Source organism: Ralstonia sp. AU12-08, from assembly GCF_000442475.1.
GTDB classification, from domain to species: domain Bacteria; phylum Pseudomonadota; class Gammaproteobacteria; order Burkholderiales; family Burkholderiaceae; genus Ralstonia; species Ralstonia insidiosa.
The window spans coordinates 1-12,289 of the sequence record NZ_ASZV01000012.1; the positions used below are offsets into that span (position 1 = coordinate 1).

General features: G+C 63.9%; 10 protein-coding genes and 2 tRNA genes. 5 read left to right on the top strand and 7 right to left on the bottom strand.

The features are described 5' to 3' along the window. From C404_RS38340 to C404_RS38365, 6 genes are all read right to left on the bottom strand, one after another. Positions 1-968, bottom strand: a 968-nt coding sequence (locus C404_RS38340; RefSeq protein ID WP_021194062.1) for a tyrosine-type recombinase/integrase, incomplete at its 3' end; no start/stop codon positions are given. 154 nt (positions 969-1,122) lie between these two features. Then, positions 1,123-1,213 (bottom strand) — tRNA-Leu (locus tag C404_RS38345). 143 nt (positions 1,214-1,356) lie between these two features. Further along, a tRNA-Asn gene (locus C404_RS38350) sits at positions 1,357-1,432 on the bottom strand. Positions 1,433-1,522: 90 nt separating this feature from the next. After that, entirely contained in the window at positions 1,523-1,849 is a 327-nt protein-coding gene (gene fdxA, locus C404_RS38355; protein WP_021194063.1) for a ferredoxin FdxA, read from the bottom strand. Between the two features lie 170 nt (positions 1,850-2,019). After that, a complete protein-coding gene (gene recJ / locus C404_RS38360) occupies positions 2,020-3,714 on the bottom strand; it encodes a single-stranded-DNA-specific exonuclease RecJ (RefSeq protein WP_021194064.1) in 1,695 nt (564 codons plus the stop codon). Further along, positions 3,715-4,806 carry a hypothetical protein gene (locus C404_RS38365; RefSeq protein ID WP_031329130.1) on the bottom strand — a complete coding sequence of 364 codons (1,092 nt, stop codon included), beginning with the start codon at positions 4,804-4,806 and terminating at the stop codon, positions 3,715-3,717. It abuts the gene before it with no gap. 98 nt (positions 4,807-4,904) lie between these two features. On the opposite strand from C404_RS38365, the gene C404_RS38370 reads away from it, so the two are divergent. Next, entirely contained in the window at positions 4,905-6,155 is a 1,251-nt protein-coding gene (locus C404_RS38370) for a lipoprotein-releasing ABC transporter permease subunit (RefSeq protein WP_021194066.1), read from the top strand. Between the two features lie 4 nt (positions 6,156-6,159). Further along, on the top strand, positions 6,160-6,888 hold the full coding sequence (gene lolD, locus C404_RS38375) for a lipoprotein-releasing ABC transporter ATP-binding protein LolD (RefSeq protein WP_021194067.1): 729 nt from the start codon (positions 6,160-6,162) through the stop codon (positions 6,886-6,888). 23 nt (positions 6,889-6,911) lie between these two features. Here lolD and C404_RS38380 read toward each other — a convergent pair whose 3' ends face one another. After that, the gene (locus C404_RS38380; protein WP_021194068.1) at positions 6,912-7,238 is read right to left on the bottom strand and encodes a DUF2845 domain-containing protein; all 327 of its coding nucleotides are present in this window, start codon (positions 7,236-7,238) and stop codon (positions 6,912-6,914) included. A 99-nt stretch (positions 7,239-7,337) separates the two neighbouring features. Between C404_RS38380 and C404_RS38385 the strand changes: the two genes are divergently transcribed. The 3 genes from C404_RS38385 (at position 7,338) to C404_RS38395 (ending at position 12,274) form a co-directional block, all read left to right on the top strand. Further along, positions 7,338-8,150: a TatD family hydrolase gene (locus C404_RS38385; protein ID WP_021194069.1), complete on the top strand. Its 813-nt coding sequence runs from the start codon at positions 7,338-7,340 to the stop codon at positions 8,148-8,150. 9 nt (positions 8,151-8,159) lie between these two features. Further along, entirely contained in the window at positions 8,160-10,682 is a 2,523-nt protein-coding gene (locus C404_RS38390) for a DNA internalization-related competence protein ComEC/Rec2 (protein ID WP_031329131.1), read from the top strand. A gap of 110 nt (positions 10,683-10,792) precedes the next feature. Then, on the top strand, positions 10,793-12,274 hold the full coding sequence (locus C404_RS38395; protein WP_021194071.1) for a circularly permuted type 2 ATP-grasp protein: 1,482 nt from the start codon (positions 10,793-10,795) through the stop codon (positions 12,272-12,274). The last annotated feature ends 15 nt before the right edge of the window (positions 12,275-12,289 follow it).

A 12,289-nucleotide genomic window follows, 5' to 3' on the forward strand; every position in this document is an offset into this window, starting at 1 on the left:
AAATCAACAGTGTGCCCGCTGATTTTCGCCAGCGTCATCACATCGACCTTTCGTGACAACCTAGTGAGCGCCTCGGCACGGGAATCATGGAAATGTAGATCCTTGATCAGCAATTGGTCGCGGGCCTTGCGAAATAGGGCGTCAAGCACGCTTGCCGAGAGCGAAAAGCACTGATCTCGATTCGCCACGGGTTTGAGCAACCTGATGGCATGCCTGGAGAGCGGGATTTCCCGCGGGCGGCCGGTGAGGTACTGCATCTTGTGCTTGACCGTCGCCACGCGGCGTTTCATGTCAAGCGTAGCTTTCCCCAGGCTTAGAATCTCGCTTGCGCGCATGGCGGTACGCAGTCCAACGAGGAACGCGAGCGCGACCTCTTGGCTCTTCGTGATGGGGGGCTTTCCTGATCTGTAGTTCAAGCGTCTACAGATCCTTTTTACCTCTTTTGGCAGAACACGCCGTGATCGCGGTACGCCGTCGTTGGGCATCGTCATGCCTTTGAACGGGTTATGTTCAAGCCAGTGCCATTCATCTCGCGCCACAAGGAAGGCGTTGCGTAGCCAGTTGATGTCACGCAAGACGGTGGCTGATGCTACCGGCCTGACCTTGCGGCCATCTGGCAACTCGCCATTGAGTCTAGCGTCGCGCCATGCAGCGAGATCGGGGGTCTTGGTCTCGGCTAAGGTCTTCTCCGCCAGTTCCTGAAAATCCCGGAGGAACGCATCAATGCGCAATCCCTCCGCGCGAGCACCAGCCTTCTTCGACGACACTTCTTCGCGATAGCGAGCCAGCATCTCGGCCACGGTATGCCGTTCCGCGGGGGACTTGTTTTTTTGCTCACGGAGTTCGATCTCGCGCGATGATGCCCATAGCTGGGCCTCGCGTTTCGTGCGGAATACCTTTGAGTCTCTGGTTCCGGCGACGTAGACCTGAGCGCGCCACCCAGCGCTGTGCTGCGAGATCGAGGCCATCGTGGGGAGGGCTATGCGTAAATTTTGGGGAGCCCAGTCTACGAAAAGCGCCGCGCAATGGCAAATTCAGGGTGTGCGTGTAGGCAACGATACCGCCATAACACCTTGTTTTAACTGGATTTTCCCATGATTGGGAATTTCCGAAAAAGTGTGGTGGTGCCCGAGGCCGGGATCGAACCGGCACGCGCCGATTAGGGCGCAGCGGATTTTAAGTCCGCGGTGTCTACCAATTTCACCACTCGGGCACGACGATCGGTGCAAGACGGTACACGATACCGGCGACGACACCGATGCCACAAATGAAATTGGACGGCTGTCCAATCGTGACGTCGACGTCCATTCACCAAAGTAAAAAGCCCTTGCGATTTCTCGCAAGGGCTTAAGTACTTGGCTCCTCGACCTGGGCTCGAACCAGGGACCTACGGATTAACAGTCCGGCGCTCTACCGACTGAGCTATCGAGGAATCGCTGCAACAGCGAAGAAATGAATTCTAGCTAGTTTCCGTTCTCCCCGTCAATACCTTTTTTGCGTTGACGGTAAAAAAAGTTGGAGATCAGCGTTCGAGATACTGCTCCTTGTCCTTCACGTCCTTCCAGTCGTCGGCGTCGGGCAAGGGTTGCTTGGTCTTGGTGATGGACGGCCAGCCGATGGTCGAGAGTTCGGCATTGATGGCGATCCACTTCTGCTGATCAGCAGGCACGTCCTCTTCAGCGTAGATGGCGTTGACCGGGCACTCGGCCACGCACACAGCGCAGTCGATGCACTCATCCGGATCGATGGTCAGGAAGTTCGGGCCTTCGCGGAAGCAATCGACGGGGCAGACGTCCACGCAGTCGGTGTACTTGCAGCGGACACAGCTTTCGGTAACGACGTGAGTCATTTCGCTTGGAGGTTAATGCTAGGAATTCGTGGGGTGTGCGGTCATGGCAGGTGCCAAGCCGACAATCTCGTATTGTAACGCAGCTGCCGTGCCTGACGGCTGCATCATCTGCGTACCGTCAGACAGTTTTGGCATGTGTTTATGCGCCGGCGCAAGTTCTGGGCAGGTGGCTATTGCGCGTGTTCGATCACCATCTGCACGCGCGTGATGCCGTTGAAGGTGTTGTTGTCGAGCCGGTAGGCCACATAAGCTGAAGCGCCAAGCGGTTCAGCGTGGTTGAACCAGATCGCATCGAAATGCTGCTTGCCGCGCCCGAGCTTGAGCTTCAGGTGCTTGTCCTTGAGCACCGCCTGCGACAGCACATCGAACTCGCCGCAGAAGCTCGGCGCCGGAAAACCCTGGCCCCAGACCTGGGTTTCGAGCAGCTCGACGAACTGGGGAGAGAAGCACTCGGGGTCGGCCTCGCCGTCGGTTTCGAGCACGCGCGAGAGGAGGGCCTCGTTCAGCCATTCGCGACCAACGGCTTCGAAGGTGGCAACAAATTCGTCGAAGCCGTCTTCGCGCAGCGTGAGGCCGGCCGCCATGGCGTGGCCGCCAAACTTGACGATCAGCCCGGGGCTGCGCTTGTGCACGGCGTCCAGCGCATCACGCAGGTGGAAGCCGGGAATCGAACGGCCCGAGCCCTTGATGACGCCGTCGTCGCCGGGGGCAAAGGTGAAGACGGGGCGGTGGAACTTGTCTTTGATGCGCGAGGCGACGATGCCGATCACGCCCTGATGCCATGTCTCGTTGTACACGGCGATGGTGTGGCGACCCGCGCCATCGAAGGCGTTCATGCTGTCCAGGATGGCCAGCGCTTCCTGCTGCATGCCGGCTTCGATCTCGCGGCGCTCGCGGTTCATGCCGTCGAGTTCGGCGGCGATGGCCATGGCGCGATCGTAGTCATCGGTGAGCAGGCATTCGATGCCGAGCGACATGTCGGCCAGCCGCCCGGCCGCGTTCAGGCGCGGGCCCAAGCCGAAGCCGAGGTCGAACGTCGATGCGCGACGCGCCTCCCGCCCTGCCACGCGGAAGAGGGCGGCGATGCCGGGGCACATCCGCCCCGCGCGCATGCGTTTGAGCCCTTGTGCCACCAGCAGCCGGTTGTTGGCGTCGAGCTTGACCACGTCAGCCACGGTACCCAGCGCCACCAGATCGAGCAGTGCGTCGAGGCGAGGCTGTTCCTGCGGTGTGAAGATGCCACGGGCGCGCAGTTCGGCTCGCAGTGCCAACAGCACGTAGAACATCACGCCCACGCCCGCCAGGTTCTTGCTCGGAAAGCCGCAGCCAGGCTGGTTCGGGTTGACGATCACGCGCGCCTCGGGCAATTGCGCGCCCGGCATGTGGTGATCGGTGACGACCACGTCGATGCCCAAGGCATTGGCCGCCGCCACGCCCGCCACATCGGCAATGCCGTTGTCGACGGTGACCAAGACGTCCGGCTTCTCGCGCGCGGCCAGCGCCACGATCTCGGGCGACAGACCGTAGCCGTATTCAAACCGGTTCGGCACGATGTAGCTCACCTGCGCGCCGAGCATGCGCAACCCGCGCACGCCCACGGCGCAGGCGGTGGCGCCATCGCAGTCATAGTCGGCAATGATCAGCAAGCGTTTGTTGGCGGCGATGGCGTCGGCCAGATAGCGCGCTGCGTCGTCGATGCCCTTGAGCTGTGCCGGCGGCAGCAGGTCGGCCAACTCGGTCGACAGTTCATCGGGTCGAGCAACGCCGCGTGCGGCCAGGATGCGTGCCAATACAGGATGGATACCGTGGCCTGCCAGTGTGTTGGCAGCCTCAGTGGAGTGTGAGCGGACAGCGATACGGGTCATTCAGGCAGCCATGGAAAGCGGGGATAGCGCATCGCGCAAGGTGCGAGCACGGCTGAAACGGCGCAGCCAGCCGAGCGGCCCGTTGGCCAGGTCGCGGCGGGTGACGCGGTAGTGGGCGTAGTGCGAATCGCCGGTCAGTACGAGGGAGACGGCATCGATACGGCCGTCGGCCAGTGCGTCGGCGGCGGGCGTGAACCAGTCGCGGTCGTAGGCGCGCAAGGTTTCGATCCAGTCGTACCAGTCGGCGGAAAGGTAGGGCTTGCCAGCATCGCCCAGCAGCACGGCGGCGCTGGTGCCGTCTGCCGGCAGGGCGGCCAGCGTTTCGGCGCACAGCTCGGTGGCATTGGCGGCGTGGCACAGCCCAGCGAAGAACGGATCGGCGCCGATCATGCGTTCGGCAATCGGGCGCGTATCAAGCAGTGCGCCCTGGCCGAACAGCCAGACCGAGTTGACCGGCAGCAGGCCGCGCGCCTCGCGGGCTTGGTTGACGGGGTGGTCGTACCACGTCATCTGGATTTCGTTCTGGAACTTGCGCCAGGCGCGTTCCTGCTCGCCCTTGTGCATCCAGATGTCGATGTTGTGGCCGGTGGCGCGCTGCGGAGCTGCGGCAATCAGGTCGCCAAACGGCGCATCCGGGAGATACCAGCGGGCGGCCTGGGGGGCGTCCAGGTGCAAGTGCATGTCGGCCAGCAGCGGGGCGATGGCGGCGCGCAGCGCGTCGGCATCGGCCGCTTCCAGCCGGAGTTGCGCTGGGTCGAGCATCACCAGATGGTCGCGTGCGGCGTGAATATGCACCGGTTGCAGGCAGGCCCAGGTGCGCGTGTCGGCGGCGGCGCCGTCTGCCAGGCGCATGTACGGGGCGGAAGGCAACGGCGAGGTTGGGGAACCCGCGGGCAGCCCGGCGCGCGCTGCCAGCCAGCGTTCGTGCGGCAGCGTGGGCAGGTAGGCGTCGTCGTGACGCTCGCGTTCCGTCTCACGCGCGCGGGCAAGCAACCTTTCCAGGCCCGGCAAGGTCAATTGACGGTAAGCGTCGTCCGCCACCTCGGCGGCGGGGGCGCAAAACGGGACAATCAGAAAGAGTTCAGGGATCATGGCTCCGAGATTGTAAACTTCCGGCTGCCCGGCGCGTGCGCCGGCAAAGTCACACAGCATCGTCACATCACACGGTCACACCACACGGGGATGCCCCTTTGAAATTTCCATACGAATGGCAGATCGGCTGGCGCTATACGCGCGCGGGCAAGCGTGCCAGCCGCAACAGCTTCATTTCCTTCATCTCGCTCATCTCCATGCTTGGCATTGCGCTGGGCGTGGCGGCGCTGATCATCGTGCTGTCGGTCATGAACGGCTTCCAGAAGGAAGTGCGTGACCGCATGCTGTCCGTGCTCGCGCACATCGAGGTCATGGCGCCGGGCAGCCTGCCCGACTGGCAGCGCACCGCCAATGAGGCGATGCAGAACAAGGAAGTCATCGGTGCAGCGCCGTATGTCGGCGCGCAGGCCATGATCACGCGTGATGACGCCGTACGCGGCGTGCTGCTGCGCGGCGTGTCGCCGGCGGATGAGCCGAAGGTGTCGGATATCGCCAAGGACTTCAAGTCCGGCGCGATCGACGACCTGAAACCCGGCGAGTTCGGCATCGCACTGGGCAGCCAACTGGCCCAGGGTCTTGGCGTGCGCCAGGGGGACAAGGTCACGCTGGTGGCGCCGCAGGGCACCATCACCCCGGCTGGCGTGCTGCCGCGCCTGAAGCAGTTCACCGTGATCGGCACGTTTGAATCGGGGCACTACGAGTTCGACAGCTCGCTGGCGCTCATCAACATGGAAGACGCCGAGCGCCTATTCCGCCTGGAGGGCCCGACCGGCGTGCGCCTGAAGCTGACCGACATGGACCGCGCGCCCCAGGTGGCCGAGGCGCTGTCACGCACGCTCACCGGCGAGCTGTACATCCGCGACTGGTCGCGCCAGAACCGCAACTGGTTCGCGGCGGTGAAGACCGAGAAGAAGATGATGTTCATCATCCTCACGCTCATCATTGCGGTGGCGGCGTTCAACCTGGTGTCCACACTGGTGATGACGGTGACGGACAAGCAGGCCGACATCGCCATCCTGCGCACGATGGGCGCGCAGCCAAGTTCCATCATGAAGATCTTCATCGTGCAGGGCGTGGCGATCGGCTTCATGGGCACGCTGCTGGGCGTGGGGTTGGGCACGCTCATCGCCTACAACATCGACGTGATCGTGCCCTTCATCGAACACCTCTTCGGCGTGCAGTTCCTGCCGAAGGACATTTACTTCATCAGCGAACTGCCCTCGGATCCCCGCGTGAACGACATTGCGACCATCGGCATCATTTCCTTCATCCTCGCCTCGGTGGCGACGCTGTATCCGAGCTGGCACGCCTCGCGCGTGAACCCGGCGGAGGCCTTACGTTATGAATAAGGCTATGAGTGAGGCTGTCATGACTTCCATGGATGCGCCGGCCGATGCACGGCTGGGTGCGGTGCTGCAGGCCGAGGGGCTGTCAAAGTCGTTCAAGCAGGGCGGGTTGAATGTGGACGTGCTCAAGGGCGTCGACATCCGTATCGGCGTGGGCGAGAAGGTGGCGATTGTCGGCGCGTCGGGCTCGGGCAAGAGCACGCTGCTGCATGTGCTGGGCGGGCTGGACGAGCCGAGTTCGGGTCGTGTCGCGCTGCTCGGCAAGCCTTTTACCGACATGAAGGAGCGTGAGCGCAACACGCTGCGCAACCAGGCGCTGGGCTTTGTCTACCAGTTCCACCATCTGCTGCCGGAATTCACCGCGCTGGACAACGTGGCGATGCCGCTGCGCATCCGCGGCGTGGCCGAGGCGCAGGCGCGCCATACCGCGCAGATGACGCTTGAACGTGTGGGGCTGGGCCCGCGCACGGCGCACCGTCCAGGCGAACTATCCGGTGGCGAGCGTCAGCGTGTGGCCATCGCACGCGCGCTGGTCGGGTCACCCGCCTGCGTGCTGGCCGACGAGCCCACCGGCAACCTGGACGACCACACCGCCGGTGAAGTCTTCCAATTGATGCTGGAACTGACGCGTACGCTGGGCACCAGCTTCGTCATCGTCACGCACGACATCGAACTGGCCGGCCGTTGTGATCGCATCCTGCGTTTGCGCGAAGGCCATCTGCACGTCGAGCGCTGATGCCCGTGCGATGAGGCTGCGTGTCAGCGAGCCCGGCTGCCGTAGCGAATGGACTGCAGCCGGCCCTCGAAAAAGCGCAGCGTCGTCATGAACTGGCCGGTGCCGGGGTTGTAGGTCCATTCGTCGACATTGCTGCAGGCGCCGTTGACGGCGGGCTGCGTGCTGCCGGTGCCTGTGGTTGCGCAGAAGGTATCGCGCATCACGGGCTCGCCGCAGTTCTGCAGGACGTCTGACTTGTTGTCGCCGATGCGGACGATGTAGCCGCTGCCGCAGCGCATGGTTTCCGCGCTGGCGGGCAGGGTGGTCAGAAGCGCGGTCAGTGCGGCACAAGTCAGGTAGGCTGTTTTCATTGCATTGTGCGGGCGGAGGCCCCCAGTATCAGAAAAGGCGGATTCTAGAACGCCTGTCTTTCCGGTACGTTGCCGCTTTTCGATAGACCAGAGCCGATCATGTGGATTGACACCCATTGCCATCTCGACGCCCGCGAATTCGACGCAGACCGTGACACGGTCGTCGCGCAGGCGCACGCGGCCGGCGTGAACCACATCGTCGTGCCAGCCGTGGCGCGCTGGAACTTCGATACGGTGCGCACGCTCGCCCATCGGCACGCGGGCTGCAGCTATGCGCTGGGCATTCACCCGATGTGTGCCGCGCAGGCCAGCGATGACGATCTGGCCGAACTGCGACGCCAAGTCGCAGCGTCGATGGACGATCCGCGCTTTGTTGCCATCGGCGAGATCGGGCTCGACTTCTTCATCCCCGATCCGAACGTCGAGCGGCAGAACGCCGTGTATCAGGCCCAGCTGCGGATTGCGCGCGAGTTTGATTTGCCGGTGCTGATGCACGTGCGCAAGTCGCAGGATCAGGTGCGCAGCGCGGCCGCGAAGGCAGGCGTGCGCGGCATTGCGCATGCGTTCAACGGTAGTCCCGATCAGGCCCGCGCCTATGTCGATTCCGGCTTCAAGCTCGGCTTTGGCGGCGTGTTCACCTTCTCGCGCGCCAACCGTGTCCGCCGGCTTGCCGCCGAGATGCCGATCGAAGCGATCGTGCTGGAGACCGATGCCCCGGATCTCGCCCCGGCGTGGCTTGCTGATGATCAGTTCAGCGAGCAGGTCGGCACACGCAATGCGCCCGCCGAGGTGGCGGGCATTGCCGCCGCCATGGCGGAACTGCGCGGCATCTCCATCGATGCACTGGCCGCCCAGGCGCGCCGGAACAGTATCGAAGCCATTCCTCGTCTGGCAGCACTGTTGGCACCCTGACGCCCGCCCATGCGGTTGGGGCTGGTTGGGTTCGTTGCGGGGTGCATGGCGCTGCAGATGCAGGCCGTGCTCATGCCTGCGTGGCAAGCGGTTGTGGTGCTGTGGCTATGTCTGCTGCTTGCCTTTGTGGCGCGTCGCAAACCGATTCTGCTCTCTGTCCTGCTGGTCACCAGTGCTTCCGTTGCTGGCTTTGGCTGGAGCGACTGGCGCGCGCAACAGCGATTTTCTGTCGTGCTCAGCCCGGCGTGGGAGGGCAAGGACATCATCGCGACTGGCGTGGTGGCCGAACTTCCGCAGGTCTCCGAAGACGCTACGCGCTTTCTCTTTCAAATCGAATCCAGCGATGCCGGCGATGCCGTGCCATCGCGCGTACGTCTTTCCTGGTACGGCGCTCGCACCTGGGGCGGGGCGGGTGATGAGGGCGTCGAGCCTGATCGCCGCGCCGGCATCCCCGACCTGCAGCCTGGCCAACGTTGGAAACTGACGCTGCGGCTCAAACGCCCGCATAGCCTGTCCAACCCGGGCGGCTTCGATGGCGAATACGCGATGCTCGCCGACGACATCCGCGCCACCGGCTACGTGCGCACCGGCAAGCGCGCACAGAACATCGCGCTGGGCGAGGCCGAGGCAGGCTTCGGCATCAACGTAGAGCGTTGGCGTGCTGCCGTGCGGCGCCACATCCTCGCGGCATTGCCCGACGCGCGGTATGCGCCTGTCATCGTCGCGCTTGTGGTGGGCGACCAGAGTGGCATAGCCCGTGAAGATTGGGAGTTGTTCCGCCGTACTGGCATCAGCCATCTCGTCAGCATCTCCGGTTTGCACATCACGATGATTGCTGGGTTGTTTGCCGCGTTCTGGATGGCACTGTGGCGACGTTCGTTCGGGCTGGCGCGCTGGCTGCGCATGCCGTTACCGTTGCGCATGCCGACACCGCGAGCGGGAGCCATTGCAGCCATGCTGGCGGCCTTCGGCTATTGCCTGCTCGCGGGGATGGGGGTTCCCGCGCAACGCACGCTGCTGATGTTGTCGACTGTCGCGATTGCGCGGCTGACCGATCGCAACGTGCCGGCAAGCCTGTCGCTGTGCTGGGCAGCGGCCGTGGTGGTGGCGGTGGACCCGTGGGCGGTTATGTCGGCGGGCTTCTGGCTCTCGTTTGGCGCGGTCGCGATCATCTTTATGGCCGCGCAGATGGTGCTCGATGGTCGACGTGATCGCGAGACGGAACGTTGGTGGATGCGTTACCAGCATGGGATTGCCAGTTCCACGCGCATCCAGTTTGCCGTCACGTTTGGCCTGCTGCCGTTGACGTTGCTGCTGTTCCAGCAGACATCGGTGGTCTCGGCAGCGGCCAATGGATTGGCGATTCCGGTGGTCAGCTTTTTGACGACACCGCTAGCACTGGTTGGCGCAGCGTTGCCCGATCCGTTGGCCCAGCCAGTGTTGGCACTGTCCGAGGTGAGCTTTCGCTGGTTGGTGGTGTGGCTTGAGTGGTTGGCGCGGCCAAGCTGGTCGGTTTGGGTTGCGCCAGTCGCCCCTGCGTGGGCCTTGCTGCTGGCAACGGGCGGCGTGGCTTTGCTGTTGGTGCCGGGTGCCCATCGCGCGTGGGCATGGCGCGCGCAGGGCGCATTGCTGCTCGTGCCGATGGTGCTGGCACGTGTTCCGGTGCCGTTGCCGGGCGAGTTTCGCGTTGTCGCGTTCGACATTGGTCAGGGTGCCGCCGCGCTCGTTGAAACAGCCAACCATCGCCTCCTGTTCGACACCGGCCCACGCTACGGTGACCACGCTGATGCGGCCGCCCGCGTCATCACACCCTATCTGCGTGGGCATGGCATTGAAGCCCTGGATGCGCTGGTCGTCAGCCACGAAGACAGTGATCACGCCGGTGGCACCGAAACGGTGATCGACGCGGTGCCGGTACGCACCATGTTGGCGTCTCTGCCAAACGGACATGCACTACACGCGACGGCCGCCGCGCACGATATCGGCCTGACGAGCTGCTTGGCTGGGCAAGTATGGACGTGGGACGGCGTGACGTTCGAGATGCTCCACCCGGCGCGGCCGCCCGCCGACGGTGCGCGTGTATCGAGCAACGCCCGCAGTTGTGTGCTGCGCATCGGCAACGGCCGGCATGCGGCGCTGTTGACCGGCGACATTGAGGCCCCCCAGGAGGCCGCGTTGGTGGCCAGCGAAACCCCGGAGCGGCTGATGGCAGACATCTTGCTAGTACCCCATCACGGCAGCAAGACAAGCTCCAGCGGTGCGTTTTTGGACGCAGTGTCACCGCAGGTGGCGGTTTTCCAGGTCGGCTACCGCAACCGGTACGGACATCCGCACCGCCAAGTGTGGCAGCGCTATGTGGCGCGCGACATCGAGCGGCTGCGGACCGACCAGACCGGCGCCGTCGTCATCGAGACGCGCGGCGATGCGCTGGAGGTGCAGACGGCACGGTCGATGCGGCCGCGCTACTGGTCCTCCGCGCTGGAAGTGGAAGCCCTGGCGACAGCCGCAGACGGAATTGATGCGCTGCCGTAAAACTTGGTTGCACAGCGGGTTGGCCCCATTGTGGCGCCCAAAACCACTGTGCTATAAAAACCACATGTCGTGCAACCGTGCGACATGGCAGTCCGTCAGGGGAGAACAGCATGGCAGTCCGGTTCTACGATGAAATGCTCAACTGGCATGGCGAACGCAGTCCCCATGCCGCCGAACCGGCCCCGGCAGCCCTCGTCCAGCAGGGCGAGGTGCGCAGCCACTACGGGCGCTTCGCCGAATGGCTGGGCGCACAGTCCGCCACTACGCTGCAGAACAAGCGTGCCGAGGCCGACCTCATCTTCCGTCGCGTCGGCATCACCTTCGCGGTGTACGGCGACAAGGACGAATCGAACAGCGGCACCGAGCGTACGATTCCGTTCGACATCATCCCGCGCATCTTCCCGGCCAGTGAATGGGCCACGCTTGAGCGCGGCCTGCGCCAGCGCGTGGATGCGCTCAACCGCTTCCTGCACGACATCTACCACGAGCAGAACATCCTGCGCGCCGGTGTCATCCCGCCCGACCAGATCTACAACAACGCCCAATACCGCCCCGACATGCTCGGCGTGAACGTGCCGCGCGACATCTACGCGCACGTGGCCGGCATCGACATCGTGCGTGCGGGCGAGGGCGAGTTCTACGTGCTGGAAGACAACCTGCGCGTACCGTCGGGTGTGTCGTACATGCTGGAAAACCGCAAGATGATGATGCGGTTGTTCCCCGAGCTGTTTGCACGCAATCGTGTGGCGCCGGTCGCGCATTACCCAGACTTGCTGCTCGACATGCTGCGCAGTGTGTCGCCGCAGAACATTGCGGACCCGACCGTGGTGGTGCTCACGCCGGGCATGTACAACTCGGCGTACTTCGAGCATGCCTTCCTTGCGCAGCAGATGGGCGTGGAACTGGTGGAAGGGCACGACCTGTTCGTGCAGGACGACCACCTCTACATGCGCACCACACAGGGCCCGCAGCGCATCGACGTCATCTACCGCCGTGTTGACGACGACTTCCTTGATCCGTTGGTCTTCCGCCCCGATTCCTCGCTCGGTGCAGCAGGGCTGCTGTCGGTCTATCGCGCGGGCAACGTCACCATCTGCAATGCCATCGGTACCGGCGTGGCGGACGACAAATCGATCTACCCGTACGTGCCCGACATGATCCGCTTCTATCTGGGCGAAGAGCCGATCCTGAACAACGTACCGACTTACATGTGCCGCCGGCCGGACGATCTGCAATACGTGCTCGATCACATGGGCGAACTGGTGGTCAAGGAGACGCACGGTGCGGGCGGCTACGGCATGCTGGTCGGTCCGGCGGCCACCAAGGATGAGATTGCTGCGTTCCGCGAGGTGGTGAAGGCGCGTCCCGACCAGTACATCGCCCAGCCGACACTGGCACTGTCGACCTGCCCGACCTACGTGGAAGCCGGCATCGCACCGCGCCATATCGACCTGCGGCCCTTTGTGCTGTCCGGCAAGGACGTGCGCATGGTGCCGGGCGGCCTGACGCGCGTGGCGTTGCGGGCGGGTTCGCTGGTGGTCAACTCGTCGCAGGGCGGCGGAACAAAAGATACGTGGGTGCTGGAGCGCTGAAGTTTAGCCATCGCA